Source organism: Pseudomonas entomophila (assembly GCF_029478665.1).
In the GTDB taxonomy this organism is placed as follows: Bacteria; Pseudomonadota; Gammaproteobacteria; order Pseudomonadales; family Pseudomonadaceae; genus Aquipseudomonas; species Aquipseudomonas entomophila_F.
In genome coordinates this window covers 89,536-105,935 of sequence record NZ_JARPQB010000025.1, presented here as the reverse complement: position 1 = coordinate 105,935, position 16,400 = coordinate 89,536, and the positions used below count along the sequence as shown (strand labels likewise).

The 16,400-nt window shown below is 64.8% G+C and carries 14 protein-coding genes; 5 read left to right on the top strand and 9 right to left on the bottom strand.

Annotated features, from left to right (window positions below; translation table 11 throughout):
- Both P5705_RS14680 and rlmKL read right to left on the bottom strand, forming a co-directional pair.
- Positions 1-2,263 (bottom strand): sensor domain-containing diguanylate cyclase (locus P5705_RS14680; RefSeq protein WP_277461566.1); only part of this gene is annotated, 2,263 nt, incomplete at its 3' end.
- 93 nt (positions 2,264-2,356) lie between these two features.
- The gene (gene rlmKL, locus P5705_RS14675) at positions 2,357-4,549 is read right to left on the bottom strand and encodes a bifunctional 23S rRNA (guanine(2069)-N(7))-methyltransferase RlmK/23S rRNA (guanine(2445)-N(2))-methyltransferase RlmL (protein ID WP_277461565.1); all 2,193 of its coding nucleotides are present in this window, start codon (positions 4,547-4,549) and stop codon (positions 2,357-2,359) included.
- Positions 4,550-5,098: 549 nt separating this feature from the next.
- Between rlmKL and rmf the strand changes: the two genes are divergently transcribed.
- Positions 5,099-5,314: a ribosome modulation factor gene (rmf, locus tag P5705_RS14670; RefSeq protein WP_003248687.1), complete on the top strand. Its 216-nt coding sequence runs from the start codon at positions 5,099-5,101 to the stop codon at positions 5,312-5,314.
- Between the two features lie 183 nt (positions 5,315-5,497).
- On the opposite strand, the gene P5705_RS14665 is transcribed toward rmf, so the two are convergent.
- Positions 5,498-6,520 (bottom strand): quinone-dependent dihydroorotate dehydrogenase, encoded by a 1,023-nt coding sequence (locus tag P5705_RS14665; RefSeq protein ID WP_277461554.1) that lies wholly within the window; start codon positions 6,518-6,520, stop codon positions 5,498-5,500.
- 126 nt (positions 6,521-6,646) lie between these two features.
- On the opposite strand from P5705_RS14665, the gene P5705_RS14660 reads away from it, so the two are divergent.
- The 4 genes from P5705_RS14660 (at position 6,647) to P5705_RS14645 (ending at position 11,560) form a co-directional block, all read left to right on the top strand.
- Positions 6,647-7,861 (top strand): CmpA/NrtA family ABC transporter substrate-binding protein, encoded by a 1,215-nt coding sequence (locus P5705_RS14660; protein ID WP_277461553.1) that lies wholly within the window; start codon positions 6,647-6,649, stop codon positions 7,859-7,861.
- 9 nt (positions 7,862-7,870) lie between these two features.
- A complete protein-coding gene (locus P5705_RS14655; RefSeq protein ID WP_213660270.1) occupies positions 7,871-8,446 on the top strand; it encodes an ANTAR domain-containing response regulator in 576 nt (191 codons plus the stop codon).
- Between the two features lie 235 nt (positions 8,447-8,681).
- On the top strand, positions 8,682-9,893 hold the full coding sequence (locus P5705_RS14650; RefSeq protein ID WP_277461552.1) for a nitrate/nitrite transporter: 1,212 nt from the start codon (positions 8,682-8,684) through the stop codon (positions 9,891-9,893).
- Positions 9,890-11,560: a bifunctional protein-serine/threonine kinase/phosphatase gene (locus tag P5705_RS14645; protein WP_277461551.1), complete on the top strand. Its 1,671-nt coding sequence runs from the start codon at positions 9,890-9,892 to the stop codon at positions 11,558-11,560. The genes P5705_RS14650 and P5705_RS14645 overlap by 4 nt, the downstream gene beginning before the upstream one ends.
- Before the next feature lie 238 nt (positions 11,561-11,798).
- Here the strand turns inward: P5705_RS14645 and P5705_RS14640 are convergent, their stop codons facing one another.
- The 6 genes from P5705_RS14640 to rraA form a co-directional block, all read right to left on the bottom strand.
- The gene (locus tag P5705_RS14640) at positions 11,799-12,839 is read right to left on the bottom strand and encodes an OmpA family protein (protein ID WP_277461548.1); all 1,041 of its coding nucleotides are present in this window, start codon (positions 12,837-12,839) and stop codon (positions 11,799-11,801) included.
- A 110-nt stretch (positions 12,840-12,949) separates the two neighbouring features.
- A complete protein-coding gene (sigX, locus tag P5705_RS14635; RefSeq protein WP_044487874.1) occupies positions 12,950-13,516 on the bottom strand; it encodes an RNA polymerase sigma factor SigX in 567 nt (188 codons plus the stop codon).
- A gap of 113 nt (positions 13,517-13,629) precedes the next feature.
- Positions 13,630-14,454 carry a mechanosensitive ion channel family protein gene (locus tag P5705_RS14630; protein WP_240065653.1) on the bottom strand — a complete coding sequence of 275 codons (825 nt, stop codon included), beginning with the start codon at positions 14,452-14,454 and terminating at the stop codon, positions 13,630-13,632.
- A gap of 2 nt (positions 14,455-14,456) precedes the next feature.
- Positions 14,457-14,720 (bottom strand): hypothetical protein, encoded by a 264-nt coding sequence (locus tag P5705_RS14625; protein ID WP_011533001.1) that lies wholly within the window; start codon positions 14,718-14,720, stop codon positions 14,457-14,459.
- Between the two features lie 117 nt (positions 14,721-14,837).
- Complete coding sequence (locus tag P5705_RS14620; protein ID WP_277461545.1) at positions 14,838-15,833, bottom strand: zinc transporter ZntB; 996 nt, start codon at positions 15,831-15,833, stop codon at positions 14,838-14,840.
- Between the two features lie 27 nt (positions 15,834-15,860).
- Positions 15,861-16,352, bottom strand: coding sequence for a ribonuclease E activity regulator RraA (rraA, locus tag P5705_RS14615; protein ID WP_011532999.1), 492 nt, complete (start codon positions 16,350-16,352; stop codon positions 15,861-15,863).
- Positions 16,353-16,400: the final 48 nt, after the last annotated feature.

The window sequence follows — 16,400 nt, the reverse complement described above, 5'->3', positions numbered from 1 at the left end:
GCCCTACCCCCTCTATTGGCGCGTTTCGCACCCCCTGCCACAACTCCAGCGCCAGCAACCGCGCCTGTTCGGCGTTGTTCCCTGGGCACAGCACCATGAACTCCTCGCCACCCAGCCGGCAAAACACATCGGTACGCCGCAACCGCTGGCCGATCCGCTGGCACAGGCTACGCAACACCCGATCGCCCATCGCATGCCCGAACTGATCGTTGATCCGCTTGAAGTGGTCGATGTCGAGCATGATCACCGCCAGTCCCTGCCCATCCCGCTGGGCACGGTCCAGCTCGATGCGCAGGCGCTCCTGGAAATAGCGCCGGTTATGGATCCCGGTAAGAGAATCAGTGATAGACAGCGCGCGCAGCTCCTCCTCCACCCGCTTGAGGTCGGAAATATCCGTCAGGTAGCCATGCCACAACGTGCAGCCATGGTCACCGATCTCCGGCGTCGCTTCCCCCCGGACCCAGCGCAACCCCGCCCGTGGCAGGCACACCCGGTACTCTTCGCGCCAGGGTGTGAGGTGCTCGGCCGAATACAGCACCGAGCGCCGCACCTGCTCCAGATCGTCGGGGTGAATACGCTCGAACACGGCGCTGGCGTCGCGGCGCAACTCGGCCAGGTCGACCTCGTAGATGTCCTGCAACCCCGCGCTGGCGTAGGGGAAACACGAGTGGCCGTCGGCATCCAGGCGATATTGATAGATCCCTCCCGGCACCTCGGCACTGAGCTTTTCCAGCAGCCGGTCACGGGCTGCCAATGCCTCATGGACCCGCCGCCGCTCGGTGACATCGATGCAGATCGCCAGGTAACCGACCCACAGCCCCTGTTCGTCGAGCACGGCAGTCACCAGCATGTTGGCCAGCAAATGACTGCCATCCTTGCGCACCAGCGTCCATTCGACCGGCTCGCCTCCCGCTTCCTGCACGGTTTCGGCGAACATCGCCTGGCCCGCGCCCACCTCGCGGCCATAGCGCACGCTCAAGGCGTGGGCGCGGCGATGCAGTTCCTCAGGCTGGACCAGGTCCTCGAGGGTGAGGTGCCCCAGCGCCTCATCCGCCGAGTAACCCAACATGCGCTCGGCACCGGCATTGAAGGTGCCGATCACCCCGCGCAGGCTGGTGGCGATGATCGCGACCTGGGTCGCGGCATCCAGCACACTGCGCAGCTGGTTGTGGGTTTCCCTGAGCGACTGTTCGCTGACCCGCAGCTCGGCGGTGCGCCGGGCGACCAACCCGAGGGCACGTTGACGCTGGCTGAACAGGCTGAACAACAACGTCGCCAGCAACACGCTGAGCAAGCCACCCAACAGGCTGACCACCAGGACGGCAGAGGAACGGTTGGCAAGCAGAAAGCCCAGGCTCGGCCGGATATCGAGCTGGTACCGATGATCGGCCAGGCGCAACAGGAAGCTGCTGGCCAGCCCGATCTGCGCGGGCCTGTTGCCCGAGTCGAACAGCACTTCATGACTGTCTTCGGTCGACAGGTCGAGGATGCGTACCACCAGGCTGTCATCAACGGCCGTCGGCAGGCTTTCGGCGATCAACTGGTGCAGGCTCAGCAAGGCCATGACATAGCCGCCGGGCGGGCCATCCTGCGGCGCCACATCGTTGAACACCGGCGCGACCATCAGCAGGCCACGGGTATAGGCAGGTTCCACGTTGAGCATGTCCAGCGGCGCGGACACCGCCATGCTTCCCGGGCGAGAGGCCCGGGCCAGGGTGGCCTCGCGCTGGGGCTGGCCGCGCAGGTCGAAGCCATAGGGTTGATCCTGCTGGCTCGCGGCCTGGGTATACAGCACGGGGTAGTAGAACGCGCGCGGCGGAGCATCCTGCCAGCCCCCCAGGGCATCCCGGTCACGGATGCGATAGGGTCGCACCAGCAAGGCACCGGCACGCTGCTCGAACGCTTCACGCTGGTCGGCCGCCACCCGTGGCGCCCAGGAGTAGGCCTGGGTGCGGTGCAGCAGCGGCCCGGCATAGCCGTCAAATTCGCGGGGGGTGATTTCGCGGGAGTAGCCGACGAAACGGCGCAACCCATCCAGGCGCCGCTCCTGCTCCTCGAAACGTTCGGCGATGCGGCTATGGCGCTCGCTGGCCAGCAGCTCGAAGCGCTGGCGCAACTGCTGCTTGTAGAAGGCATGGGTGGCGGTGGCCAGCGCAGCCGTAAGCAGACAGCCGACGGCCAGCGCCGCCAGGGCCACGCCCCAGGCGGACAGCTCGGCGCCGAGCCGGCCGGGCAGCTTCGCAGGCACGCTTGGGTTCGACATGGATAACTCTCGTCAACGTCAGCGTCCTGCGAATGGTCCCACTCCTACTACTTTATAGCTAATAGCAAGAGGCCATGCCAGCAGTCCCGCGACTCAGCGCAGGCGCAGTTGCCAGGCCCGGTGGATGCGGTTGTTGCGGGCGAAGTCCGGGTCCAGGGTCTGGGCGCTGATCTCCTCCACGGCATACCGCGCGCTCAGGTGCTCATCGAGCTGGAACTTGCGGAAGTTGTTGGAGAAATACAACACCCCGCCGGGGGCCAGGCGCGCCATGGCCAGGTCAAGCAGTTCCACGTGGTCGCGCTGCACATCGAACACACCTTCCATGCGCTTGGAGTTGGAGAAGGTCGGCGGGTCGATGAAGATCAGGTCGAAGCTGTCCTGGGCATTCTGCAGCCAGGCCATCACGTCACTCTGTTCCAGGCGGTTGCGCTCGGAGAAACCATTGAGCGACAGGTTGCGACGGGCCCAGTCCAGGTAGGTCTTGGACAGGTCGACGCTGGTGGTGCTGCGCGCACCGCCCTTGGCCGCGTGCACGCTGGCCGTGGCGGTATAGCAGAACAGGTTGAGGAAGCGTTTGCCGGCGGCCTCGCGCTGGATGCGCATGCGCATCGGGCGATGGTCGAGGAACAGGCCGGTGTCCAGGTAGTCGGTGAGGTTGACCAGCAGCTTGACGCCGCCCTCGGTCACTTCCTGGAAGCGGCCTTCGGTGGCCTGGCGCTCGTACTGGCGGGTGCCGCTCTGGCGTTCGCGACGCTTGAGCACCACGCGCTGCGGGTCGATGCCCAGTGCCTGGGGGATTGCCGCCAGGGCATCGAGCAGACGTACCTGGGCCTTGTCCGGATCGACCGAACGGGGCGCGGCGTATTCCTGGACGTGTACCCAGTCCTGGTACAGGTCCACCGCCAGGGCGTACTCGGGCATGTCGGCATCGTAGACGCGATAGCAATCGACCTGCTCGCGACGGGCCCACTTGCCCAGCTGCTTGAAGTTCTTCTGCAGGCGATTGGCGAACATCTGCGCACCCTCGGACAGGCGTGCCGGTTCGCTGGCCACCGGGGCCTGGCGACGGGGCTCGCCCTCTTCAACTGCGGCCTGGCGACGTTCACCCGTGACGAACTGGTCAGGCTGCACCTTGAACAGCAGCAGCTTGCACGGCAACGCGCCGTTCCAGAATGCGTACTGCTTGTGGCTGCGGATGCCCATGCGCTTGCCCAGCTCGGGCGCGCCGGTGAACACCGCGGCCTCCCAGCCCATGCAGGCCTGGCGCAGACGCTCGCCCAGGTTCTGGTAGAGGTACAGCAGGCTGGCTTCGTCACCCAGACGCTCGCCGTAGGGTGGGTTGCTGATCACCAGGCCCTTCTGGTTCTGGTCAGGGCGCGGCTCGAAACTGGCCACCTCGCCCTGGTAGATCTTCACCCAGTCACCCAGGCCTGCGCGCTCGACGTTGTTGCGCCCCGGCTGGATCAGGCGTGGGTCGGCCTCGTAGCCGCGAATCCACAGTGGTGGCTTGGCCAGGCCGGCCTGGGCACGGGCCTGGGCCTCGTCGTGCAGCTTGCGCCACAGCGCCGGCACATGGCCAAGCCAGGCGCTGAAGCCCCAGCGCTCGCGCTTGAGGTTGGGCGCGATATCGGCGGCGATCATCGCCGCCTCGACCAGGAAGGTGCCCACGCCGCACATCGGGTCGGCCAGGGCGCCGCCTTCGGCGGCGATACGTGGCCAGCCGGCACGGATCAGCACCGCCGCCGCCAGGTTTTCCTTCAGTGGCGCGGCGCCTTGCTGCAAGCGGTAGCCGCGCTGGTGCAAGCTGTGGCCGGACAGGTCGAGGGACAGGATCGCCTCGCCACGGTCCAGGCGCAGGTGCACGCGCAGGTCGGGGTCGAGCTTGTCCACCGACGGACGCAGGCCCTCGCGGTTGCGCAGCTTGTCGACGATGGCGTCCTTCACTTTCAGGGCGCCGAAGTGGGTGTTGTCGATGCCCGAGCCGTGGCCGCTGAATTCCACCGCCAGGGTGCCATCGGCTTCCAGGTGTTCGGCCCAGTCGACGGCATGCACGCCATCGTACAGGTCGTCGGCGTTCTTCATCGAGAAACGCTTGAGCACCAGCAGCACCCGGTTGGCCAGGCGCGACCAGAGGCACAGGCGGTAGGCGGTTTCCATGTCGGCCGAGCCGCGGATGGCCGAAGTGTGTTCACGCACTTCGGTCAGGCCCAGGTGGTTGGCCTCTTCGGCGAGCAGGCCTTCGAGGCCCTTGGGGCAGGTGAGGTAGAGTTCGAAACGGTCCGACATGAGTATTCCAGAGCCTTTGGCTAGGTAGATGACAGGCCGACGCGCGACCTGCCGCTGTTTGCCCGCACGCCTTCCAGCAGGCGCCCGGGTGGCCTTGCGGACCCACCGCAAGACCGGGCCGCCCGACACATCGCCGCCGCGCCATTGGCGAAAGCAGCTTTGATCGTCAGGCAGAATGAAAAATTCCAGGACGGTGGGCGCAAGGGGCGACCCTTCGTCGCATCAACAAGTATGACGCTCATCCTCCAGCAACGCTGGCCAATTGACGCCAATGTTCGTTAAACCCTGATCATAGCGGGCTCAACGGCAAACAAGGTTCAGTCGCATTTATTTACTTATCCCCTCACCCTCAAAAACGTTACGTCCTTATGACAAATCGATCATTCACACTGTGACCTGCATTCGTTAGAACTGGCCTTAGGTCGTCTCGCAACGGGACGGCACTTTCAGCCCGCCACGCCGGCAGCGGGCGCACACCGGCAGAACGATTCTGCCCGGCCTCGGAGAGGCCGACGGGACATTACAGTCAACAAGTGAGGGCAACACCCTATGAGAAGACTTAAGCGTGATCCGTTGGAAAGAGCATATTCACGTGGCTACCAGTATGGGGTCACCGGCAAATCCCGCGAACTTTGCCCCTTCAACCTGCCATCCGTTCGCCAGGCCTGGATCAACGGCTGGCGCGAAGGTCGCGGCGACAATTGGGACGGCATGACCGGTACCGCTGGCATTCATAGACTCAACGAAAATCACGCCGTTGGCTGAACGAGGACACTGAATTCGAGTTACCCATGCGCGCCCTATCCGGGCGGCGGGCTGCGGCCCAGGGGCCCCTTTTGAGGGGCCCTTTTTTATGGCCTTGAATCGGTGCCGGCTGCTTCGCGGATGAATCCGCTCCTACCGGGAACGACGCACGCCCCTGTATTTGCGGATTCATCCGCGATGGGCTCACCTCGGCATCGCGGCAATCGCGTCCACCGCCTCGCGAATCAGCGCAGGCCCCTTGTAGATGAAGCCCGAATAGATCTGCACCAGGCTCGCACCCGCGGCGATCTTCTCAGCCGCATGACGGCCCTCGGTGATACCACCGGCGGCAATGATCGGCAGCTTGCCACCCAGTTCGCCCGCCAGCACCTTCACCGTGTGCGTGCTCTTCTCCAGCACCGGCGCCCCCGAAAGCCCACCCGCCTCGCCACCGAACGGCAGACCCTCGACACCTTCGCGGCCAAGGGTGGTGTTGGTGGCGATCACCGCGTCCATCCCCGACGCCATCAGCGCCGCCGCCACCAGGGCGGTTTCCTCGTCGCTCATGTCCGGGGCGATCTTGATCGCCAGCGGCACGCGCTTGCCGTTGCTCACCGCCAGTTGCTCCCGACGCTCGGCCAGGGCATCGAGCAGTTGCTTGAGCGAGTCGCCGAACTGCAGGCTGCGCAGGCCCGGCGTGTTGGGCGAGCTGACGTTGACGGTGATGTAGCTGGCGTCGTTGTAGACCTTCTCCAGGCAGATCAGGTAGTCATCCTGGGCGCGCTCGACCGGGGTGTCGAAGTTCTTGCCGATGTTGATACCCAGCACGCCGCTGTACTTCGAGGCCCGCACCCGCGCCAGCAGGTTGTCGACACCCAGGTTGTTGAAGCCCATGCGGTTGATGATCGCGGTGGCCTCGGGAATACGGAACAGGCGCGGCTTGGGGTTGCCCGGTTGCGGGCGCGGCGTCACGGTACCGATCTCGACGAAACCGAAACCCAACTGCGCGAAGCCATCGATGGCCGCGCCGTTCTTGTCCAGGCCCGCGGCCAAGCCGACCGGGTTGGCGAAGTTCAAGCCCATGACACTCACCGGCAACGCTGCTGGCTGCTTGCACAGCAGGCCATTGAGCCCAAGGCGGCCACCGGCGCCGATCAGGTCCAGCGAGAGGTCGTGGGAGGTTTCCGGGGAAAGCTTGAACAGCAGCTGGCGGGCCAGGGTATACATGGGCGGGCGGACTCGCGGTGTGTGAGGGGGCGATTATAGCCAGCGCGCCGCCGTGGCGACAGGGCCCTGGCACATGGGTTGCTTATTCTGCCCCATGCAGTTGCGCCGAAACCCCCGAGGATCCCCGTGAATACAGCCCCCCCGAGAATGCCCCTGGCCTGGGTCAACGGCAGCGATGCCCCCGAGAAGACCTGCCTGGACATCGGTTTCATGGCCCTGACCGACTGCGCCTCGGTGATCGTGGCCGCCACCCAGGGCTTCGCCCAGCAGCAGGGCCTGACCCTCAACCTGCACCGCCAGGCCTCATGGGCCGGCCTGCGCGACAAGCTGACCCGGGGCGAGCTGGACGCCGCCCACTGCCTGTATGGGCTGGTCTATGCCGTGCAGCTGGGCGTGGGCGGCGGCCCGGCCAGGGACATGGCGGTGCTCATGGGCCTGAACCAGAACGCCCAGGCCATCAACCTCTCCCCGGCACTGCAGCGCAAGGGCGTGACCAGCCCGGAGGCACTGGCCCGGTTGGTGCACCAGCATGGCGCACGGCTGACCTTCGCCCAGACCTTCCCCACTGGCACTCATGCCATGTGGCTGTACTACTGGCTGGCCAGCCAGGGCATCCACCCGCTGCGCGACGTCGACAGCGTGGTGGTGCCCCCCGCGCAGATGGTCGCCCACTTGCAGGCCGGGCGCATCGACGGCTTCTGTGCCGGCGAGCCCTGGTCGGCCGACGCCATCGCCAAAGGCCAGGGCTTCACCCTGGCCACCAGCCAGGCGGTGTGGCCGGACCACCCGGAGAAGGTGCTGGCCTGCGCCCGCAGCTTCGTCGAGCAATACCCCAACAGCACCCGGGCACTGATCAAGGCGCTCCTCGCCGCCAGCCGGTTCATCGAGCAGAACCTCGAGAATCGCCGTGGCGCCGCGCAGTTGCTCAGTGGCGACAGCTACCTGGGCATCCCGGTGAGCAGCATCGAACCGCGCCTGCTTGGCGATTACCAGGATGGCCTGGGCAACCGCTGGCAGGACCGCCACGCACTGCGCCTGTTCGACCAGGGGCGCGCCAACCTGCCCTACCTCTCCGACGGCATGTGGTTCATGACCCAGTTCCGCCGCTGGGGCATCCTGCGTGAAGACCCGGATTACCTCGCGGTGGCACGCCAGGTCCAGCAACTGGCCTTGTACCGTGAGGCCGCCGAAGCCTTGCACGTACCCTGCGCCGAGCTACCGATGCGCAGCAGCCAGCTGATCGACGGCGGCCGCTGGGACGGCAGCGACCCCCATGGTTACGCGCGCAGCTTCAGCCTGCACGCCCTGGACGCGGCGCCCGGCGCGCGCGTCGGACGCTGAGGGACGATCATGTTGCGCATCCTGCTGATCGACGACACCGAAAAGAAGGTTGGCCGCCTGAAGGCCGCGTTGAGCGAGGCGGGCTTCGAGGTGATCGAGGCCGGCGGCCTGACCATCGACCTGCCCGGCTGCGTCGAAACGGTGCGCCCGGACGTGGTGCTGATCGATACCGAGTCACCCGGCCGGGATGTACTGGAGCAGATGGTGCTGGTCAGCCGCGACCACCCACGGCCCATCGTGCTGTTCACCGACGAGCACGATCCCGGGGTGATGCGCCAGGCGATCCAGGCCGGAGTCAGCGCCTACATCATCGAAGGCATCCACGCGGCACGCCTGCAACCCATCCTCGATGTAGCCATGGCGCGTTTCGAGAGCGACCAGGCATTGCGCGCCCAACTGCAGGCCCGCGACCAGCAGCTGGCTGAACGCAAGCGCATCGAGCAGGCCAAGGGGCTGCTGATGAAGATGAAGGACTGCAACGAAGAGCAGGCCTACACCCTGATGCGCCGCCAGGCCATGAGCCGCCAGCAGAAGCTGATCCAGGTGGCGGAACAGATCATCGCCCTGTCCGAAATGCTCGGCTGAACACCAACGCCTCTGCAGGAGCCAGCCTTGCTGGCGAAGCAGGCAACGCCATTCGCCAGCAAGGCTGGCTCCTACGAGAACTTGGCCCGGCTCTTGCTGAACTACAGGCCAGGTAGCCAACGGCGGTTGCCCCCAAACCCCCGACAAAGACGTCGCTCCCCTCTCCACAACCGTGGACCGGGCAGCGGCGTCTTTGCGTTTCCGCCCCTGTGTTGTGCGTCCAACGAGGTGTTCGATGAATACGAGCTTCTGGAAATCCGGGCATCTGCCCACCCTGTTTGCCGCCTTCCTCTACTTCGACCTGAGTTTCATGGTCTGGTACCTGCTCGGCCCCCTGGCGGTGCAAATCGCCGCCGACCTGCAACTCAGCGCCCAGCAACGGGGCCTGATGGTGGCCACGCCGATCCTGGCCGGCGCGCTGCTGCGCTTCGCCATGGGCCTGCTGGTCGACCGCCTGTCACCGAAGACCGCCGGCCTCATCGGCCAGGTGGTGGTGATCGTCGCCCTGGCCTGCGCCTGGCACCTGGGCGTGCACAGCTATGAGCAGGCACTGTTGCTCGGCGTGTTCCTCGGCTTCGCCGGAGCCTCGTTCGCTGTTTCCTTGCCACTGGCCTCGCAGTGGTATCCACCGCAGCACCAGGGCAAAGCCATGGGCATCGCCGGCGCCGGTAACTCTGGCACGGTGTTCGCCGCCCTGCTGGCGCCCGCCCTGGCGGCTGGCTTTGGCTGGAACAATGTCTTCGGCTTTGCCCTGCTGCCGCTGCTGCTGACCCTGGCGCTGTTCGCCCTGCTGGCGCGCAATGCCCCAGAGCGACCCAAGCCGAAGGCCATGGCCGACTACCTCAAGGCCCTGGGCGACCGCGACAGCTGGTGGTTCATGTTCTTCTACAGCGTCACCTTCGGCGGCTTCATCGGCCTGGCCAGCGCCCTGCCCGGCTACTTCAGCGACCAGTACGCCCTGAGCCCGGTCACCGCTGGCTACTACACCGCCGCCTGCGTGTTCGCCGGCAGCCTGATGCGCCCGCTGGGCGGGGCCCTGGCCGATCGCTTCGGCGGCATCCGCACCTTGCTGGGCATGTACGGCGTGGCGGCCGTGTGCATTGCCGCGGTCGGCTTCAACCTGCCCAGCGCGGCCGCCGCGCTGGCACTGTTCGTCAGCGCCATGCTGGGGTTGGGCGCCGGCAATGGCGCAGTGTTCCAACTGGTGCCGCAACGCTTCCGCCAGGAGATCGGGGTGATGACCGGGCTGATCGGCATGGCCGGTGGTATCGGCGGCTTCCTCCTCGCGGCCGGATTGGGTGCCATCAAGCAGCATACCGGCGACTACCAGCTGGGCTTGTGGTTGTTCGCCAGCCTCGGCGTGCTGGCCTGGTTCGGCCTGCATGGCGTCAAGCTGCGCTGGCGCACCACCTGGGGCTCGGCGGCGGTCACCGCGGCACGGGTATGAGCCTGCGCCTGAGTTTCGCCCAGGCCAGCGCCACCGGGCCGCGGGCGGAAAACCAGGACGCCCTGCGCCTGGTCACCCCCGCGCCGGAGCTGGCCGCCAGCAAGGGCTACCTGTTCGCCCTCGCCGACGGCGTCAGCCAGTGCGCCGACGGCGGCCTGGCGGCGCGGGCCAGCCTCCAGGCACTGGCGCTGGACTACTACGCCACGCCCGCCACCTGGAGCGTGCCCCAGGCCCTGGATCGCCTGCTGCTGGCACAGAACCGCTGGCTACGCGCCCAAGGCAATGGCCAACCCCTGCTGACCACCCTCAGCGCCCTGGTATTGCGCGGGCGACGCTTCACCCTCGCCCATGTCGGCGATTGCCGCCTGTACCGCTGGCATGGCGACCGCCTGCAATGCCTGAGCGAGGACCATGTCTGGGATCAGCCGGGCATGCAGCACGTGCTCAAGCGCGCCCTGGGGCTGGATCAGCACTTGCTGGTGGACTACCTGGAGGGTGATCTGCATGAAGGCGAGTGCTTCCTGCTGCTCAGCGATGGCGTCTGGGCCAGTCTGGGAGACACGCATATCCAGGCGATCCTGCGTGAACAGCCAGATCTGCAGGAAGCCGCCGATACATTGGTGGCCTGCGCTCATCTTTGCGGTAGCCAGGACAACGCCAGCGCCTTGTTGGTCCGCGTCGATGCGCTGGGCTCGGCCAACCTCGCCGATACACTGGCGCAGTCGCAACAATGGCCCCTGCCAGGCGCCTTGCGCAGCGGGCAGATGGTCGATGGCTGGACGGTCGAAGGAATGCTCAGCCAAAGCCGTCAGTCACTGCTCTATCGTGTGCGGGATGACCACGGCCAGGCCTGGTTGCTCAAGACGCTGCCCGAGACCCGCGAGGTGGCGCTCAAGGCGACCCAGAGCCTGCTGCTGGAAGAGTGGTTCCTGCGCCGGGTCGCCGGCCGGCACTTCCCCGAGACGCACCCGGCCAGCCAGCGCCAACACCTGTACTACCTGATGCGCGAGTATCCAGGTACCACCCTCGCCTCCCTGCTCGCCAGCCACGGCCCATTGCCCCTGCCACAGTGGCTGGAGGTCGCTCGCCAGCTGTTGCAGGCGGTCGGCATACTGCATCGGCGCAATCTGCTGCATCGCGACATCAAGCCGGAAAACCTGCATCTGGGCAGCGACGGTCAGTTGCGTGTGCTGGACTTCGGCCTGGCCTACTGCCAGGGCCTGTCCGAGGACTTGCCCCACACCTTGCCCGGCACGCCGTCGTACATCGCTCCGGAAGCCTTCGATGGCCAGCCACCCAGCCCACGCCAGGACCTCTATGCAGTGGCTGTGACGTTGTACCACTTGCTGACTGGGCACTATCCCTACGGTGAGATCGAAGCCTTCCAGCGGCCGCGTTTCGGCGCTCCAGTCAGTGCCGCCCGTTATCGCCCCGACTTGCCTGAGTGGTTGCAGCGCAATCTGGAACAGGCGGTGGCGGCCAATCCGGCACACCGCTTCGAGACGGCTGAACAGTGGTTGTTGCTGCTTGAGCGCGGGGATCGACAGGAACTGCCCGACCGACCACGCCCGCTGCTGGAGCGTGAGCCACTTAAAGTGTGGCGAACGGTGGCGCTACTTTCCCTGCTATTCAACCTGGTACTACTGCTCGCCCTGCTCAAGGGATGAGCTCCCATAGCCCATTGATTTGGCGCAACACATAACACCTGTAGGAGCGGCTTTAGCCGCGATCACCCGCGAAGCGGGTACCAGAAACCGCGTTGCCTGCTTCGCGGCTGAAGCCGCTCCTACAGATAACCCCGTTTCCCGTGCGACAGCGTAGAAGGGCCGAGCGATCTGGCGCCCTTGAACGCCAGGCAAAGAAAAACCCGGCCGAGGCCGGGTTTTTCGTGAAGCATCAAACCAATTACTTGGCCTGGGCTTCTACCTGAGCTTCTACGCGACGGTTGACGGCGCGGCCAGCATCGGTGGCGTTGTCGGCGACCGGACGGGTCTCACCGTAGCCAACCGAGCTAACACGGCTCGATTCTACGCCGTACTGCTGGGTCAGGACCTGCTTGACAGCGTTGGCACGACGCTCGGACAGCTTCTGGTTGTAAGCGTCTGGGCCGACGGAGTCAGTGTGACCTTCCACGGTGGTGGTGGTCTGTGGGTACTGCTTCATGAAGTCAGCCAGGTTCTTGATGTCGCCGTAGCTGTTTGGCTTGACGACCGACTTGTCGAAGTCGAACTTGACGTCCAGCTCAACGCGAACGACTTCGGCAACAGCCGGGCAGCCATCAGCGTCAACGGTAACGTTGGCTGGGGTGTCTGGGCACTTGTCGACGTTGTCGCAGACGCCGTCGTTGTCGCTGTCGGAGCAGACTTCGGCAACTGGAGCCGGCGCAGGAGCGGCTTTCTGGCCACCGCTGCCACCGAAGTTCAGACCCAGACCAACGGTCGGACCCCACTCGGTGTTGCCGTTGTCGATGTTGTACATGGCTTCGACGCCGGCACGGGCGAAGAACATGTCGGTGATGTACCACTTGGCGCCAGCGCCAACGTTGGCGAAGGTGGAGTGGTCACGGCCGCCACGAGTGGCCTGGCCCAGGCTCTCGTGAGCGAAACCAGCGGAAACGTACGGACGCAGGGCATCGCCGACGGTACCGAAGTGGTAGGTGGCGTCCAGCTTGGTTTTCGAGCCTTTGATGTCTTTGTTGAAGACTTCGCCACGAGCGTTGTGAGTCTCGTTGTAGCCCAGGTCAAGGGAGACGTCGTCGGTCAGGAAGTAACCGAGGCGAACACCAGGGTTGGTGCCGTCGTTCTTGAAGTTGCGCTCGCTATCGTAGAACTGCTTGGTGACGTTGCCTTCGATTTCGACCGCGCCTTGGCCTTGTGCCAGAGCACCGAGCGAAGTAGCGGCTACGAGAGTACCAATGGCCAAGCCCAAGGTGTTTTTCAATTTCATCCGTTAAATCCCCATCTGGTGATAGTTAAGCAGTCCCACCAACATCCGGGGGACAACTCGACGGCTAGTCTAGCAGAACTTGCCGGTTGGTTAGAGGTATTTGCAACCGACTAAGTTTCAGCCAGGCCTGCAAATTTCTCTCTAAGCTTGTCGAGCGCGCGCTTGTAGCGCATTTTCGTGGCGCTCAGGCCCATGTGCATGATGTCCGCGATCTCCTGGAATTCCAGCTCTGCGACAAATCGCAGCACCAGGATTTCCCGGTCGATCGGGTTCACATGCACCAGCCATTTATCCAGCCCGCCCTTTTCTTCAGGCTTCGGTGCCGTGTCCTCGGACGCCTCTTCGACAGGGTCCAGGCTCAGGGCATCCATCAGCCTTCGCTTGCGCCGCTCCTTGCGGTACTGGGTGATGCATTCGTTGTAGGTGATGCTGTAGAGCCAGGTCTTGAACTTCGATTTGCCCTCGAAGTTCTTCAGCCCGTACAGCACCTTCAACATCACCTCCTGACAGACATCGTCGGCATCCCGATCGTTCCCCAGGTAGCGCGCGCAGACGTTGAACAGCGTCCGCTGGTAGCGCCGCATGAGTTCCTCATAGGCGCGGGTAACGTGAAACAGCTCCTCATGCGAACGCGCCACCAACTCCTCGTCGGTGAGCTCTCGGGGGTCATAGCGCATGGGCGGCGAATGAACTTTATTCAAAACGGATCTGGCCGACAGTCAGGTCAATGTCGCCGCTCGGCCCCCTTGGGCCGATTTCGCGGCGGCATACATTAACAGCTTTTGTGCGGTTAGCGGCTATTCACGCGCTGCTCAAGCAGCACGCGATTGGAAAACGACACTAATTCGCCATCATCAGTGAGCAGCGTCGTCTTGACCGTGCCGATCTCCTCGATATGCCCTTCGACCTCGCCAATACGCACCTGCTGGCCTACTTGATACAGCTCACGCACATAGATTCCGGCCAGGATCTGCCCGGCGATTTCACGGCTGCCCAGGCCCATCGCCAGTGCAACTGCCAGACCAACGGTAATCAAACCGATGACGATCACGTGGTTCAGCAGGTCGGTCTTGACCTCGAGCTGGCTGATGGCCACCGAGATGCTGATGATGATCACCAGGCCCTGGACGATACGCCCGACGCCTGCGGCGTACTCCAGGCCGATACCCTCGGCGGCGCCGCGCACCAGGCCATTGGCCAGTTGCGCCAGCAGCACGCCGGCCAGCAGCACCAGCGCCGCGCCGAACACTTTGGGCAGGTACAGGGCGAGCATGTCGAGGGTGGCCGAGACCCGCTCGAGCCCAAGCGATTCTGCGGCCGAGACCAGGAAGATCAGCAACACGAACCAGTAGACGATCTTGCCGATCAGTGTCGAGATCGGCACCTGGATGCCGACCCGGGCCAGCATCTTGGTCAGCCCGGTGCCGCTCATCAGGCGGTCAAGGCCAAACTTGGCGAGCACCTTGGAGAGCAAGGTGTCGAGCAGTTTGGCCACGACGAAACCAAGCAGCACCACGACCAGTGCGCCGAACAGGTTGGGGATGAAGTTCGCCACCTTGGTCCAAAGGGCGGTCATGGCGGTGACCAGGCTCTGGGTCCAGAGATCGAGTTCCATATTCAATCGGCCTTATCTGCGTGCCTGCCAGCGGCAGCGTTGCGGGTAGAGTTGCGACGGACCGGCGCGACATGCGCCGAGCCATTGTTCACGGCGATCAGCAGCGCCTGGCTCCAACGGCCAAGCAGGCTGAACAGATCGCCCGCGCCGACCTGGCGGTTGGCGGTCTTGAGCACGCGACCCAGGCAGGCGGCGTCGTCACGGTCCTGGCCGGACGGCGACGCCTTGAGCAGGTCGCGCAGGGATTCTTCAAACGGATCGTGCATGGGCACCTCGCGCAATGTGAGTCAAAGACGAGGGCGCCGCCCGATGGGTCACACATGAATGTGGGACGGATGTTTCAAAATGAGATTTACACTCGCCTTGCCCCGCGTTGAAACGCATCACACCCACCTCAGCCGCCGGAACAACAGCCACTGCCCCACCGCCAACCCCAGCACGATCAGGCTGGCGAACAGGAAGCCGTAGGGGCTGCCGGAACCCGGAATACCGCCGACGTTGATGCCCAGCAGCCCGGTGACGAAGCTCATGGGCAGGAAGATGCAGGTGATGATGCCGAAGCGGTACATGGTCCGGTTCATCCGCTCGCTGCGCCGCCGGTCCTCGCTCTCCAGCACCAGGGCGGCGCGCTCGCGGGCCAGCTCCAGCTCTTCCAGGTAGCGGATCAGACTGTTGTTCAGCTCGTTCCAGTAGTCCGCGTCGGGGTCGGCGAACCAGCTGCACTTGTTGCGCGACAACTGGGCGTAGATATCCCGTTGCGGGGCAAGAAAGCGGCGCAGGCCGGCGGCGCGACGGCGGATCTGCTGCAGGCTGCCCTGCTCCGGCGCATACCGTTCGTCGGATTCCACCTTCTCTTCCTCGAAATCGACGGCTTCCGACAGGTCGCTGACCAGTGCCTGGACCTTTTCCGTGAGCAGTTCGCCCATCAGCAGGAGCAGTTCGGAGGCCGATTTCGGCCCCCTGCCCTCGTCCAGCTGTTGCAGCATTTCGTCACTGGCGCGCAAAGGGCGCAGGCGCAACGAGATGACCCGGCGCGCCTCGGCGAAGATGCGCACCGACACCATGTCCTCAGGCTCCGCGCCCGGGTTGAGGTTGACACCGCGCAGGAACAGCAGCATCTGCTCGTTGGCCAGTTGCAGCAGGCGTGGACGGGTGTTTTCTTCCAGCAGCAGGTCGCAGGCGAACTCGCTCAGGCCACTGTCCTGCAGCAGCCAGGTGCGGGTCTGCGGGTGGCTGCGATCCCAATGCAGCCACAGGCTCTCATGGGCATCCAACTGCAGATCGTCCAGCTCGGTCCGCGCGATCGAACGCGCGCCACCCTTGCCATCGAGCACCAGGGCATGCACCAGGCCCCACTGCGCGTTGTCTTCCTCGAACATCAAAGCTCCATCAGCGCCCGCGGCGCGTCACTCCGGCATCTTCAGCGGGCTTGGCGAGACGATCACGCCATTGTTGTCGGCGTACACATACTCGCCCGGACGGAAGGTCACGCCGGCAAACGTGACCGCGACGTTGAGGTCACCGATGCCGCGCTTGTCGGTCTTCATCGGGTGGCTGGCCAGGGCCTGCACGCCGACATCGGTCTGTACCAGCACATCAACGTCACGCACGCAGCCGTAGATCACCAGGCCTTCCCAGCCGTTCTTCGCGGCCTTCTCGGCGAGCATGTCGCCCAGCAACGCGCGGCGCAGCGAACCGCCGCCATCGACCACCAGGACCTTGCCCTTGCCGTCGAGATCGACTTGCTCCTTGACCAGCGAGTTGTCCTCGAAGCATTTGATGGTGACGATCTGGCCACCGAACGAATCGCGGCCACCGAAGTTGCTGAACATGGGTTCGAGCACCTGGACCAGGTCCGGGTAGGCGTCGCACAGGTCGGGCGTTACGTAATGCTGCATGGGAAACTCCTGTCAGTCACAACGAAAGCGAAGGTGGCCTCAAGGCTA

Bases quoted from the DNA above. Each gene is read 5' to 3' on its own strand.
- rlmKL (WP_277461565.1), bottom strand. From the start codon at position 4,549: ATGTCGGACCGTTTCGAACTCTACCTCACCTGCCCCAAGGGCCTCGAA.
- rmf (WP_003248687.1), top strand. From the start codon at position 5,099: ATGAGAAGACTTAAGCGTGATCCGTTGGAAAGAGCATATTCACGTGGC.
- P5705_RS14665 (WP_277461554.1), bottom strand. From the start codon at position 6,520: ATGTATACCCTGGCCCGCCAGCTGCTGTTCAAGCTTTCCCCGGAAACC.
- P5705_RS14655 (WP_213660270.1), top strand. From the start codon at position 7,871: ATGTTGCGCATCCTGCTGATCGACGACACCGAAAAGAAGGTTGGCCGC.
- P5705_RS14650 (WP_277461552.1), top strand. From the start codon at position 8,682: ATGAATACGAGCTTCTGGAAATCCGGGCATCTGCCCACCCTGTTTGCC.
- P5705_RS14645 (WP_277461551.1), top strand. From the start codon at position 9,890: ATGAGCCTGCGCCTGAGTTTCGCCCAGGCCAGCGCCACCGGGCCGCGG.
- P5705_RS14640 (WP_277461548.1), bottom strand. From the start codon at position 12,839: ATGAAATTGAAAAACACCTTGGGCTTGGCCATTGGTACTCTCGTAGCC.
- sigX (WP_044487874.1), bottom strand. From the start codon at position 13,516: ATGCGCTATGACCCCCGAGAGCTCACCGACGAGGAGTTGGTGGCGCGT.
- P5705_RS14630 (WP_240065653.1), bottom strand. From the start codon at position 14,454: ATGGAACTCGATCTCTGGACCCAGAGCCTGGTCACCGCCATGACCGCC.
- P5705_RS14625 (WP_011533001.1), bottom strand. From the start codon at position 14,720: ATGCACGATCCGTTTGAAGAATCCCTGCGCGACCTGCTCAAGGCGTCG.
- P5705_RS14620 (WP_277461545.1), bottom strand. From the start codon at position 15,833: ATGTTCGAGGAAGACAACGCGCAGTGGGGCCTGGTGCATGCCCTGGTG.
- rraA (WP_011532999.1), bottom strand. From the start codon at position 16,352: ATGCAGCATTACGTAACGCCCGACCTGTGCGACGCCTACCCGGACCTG.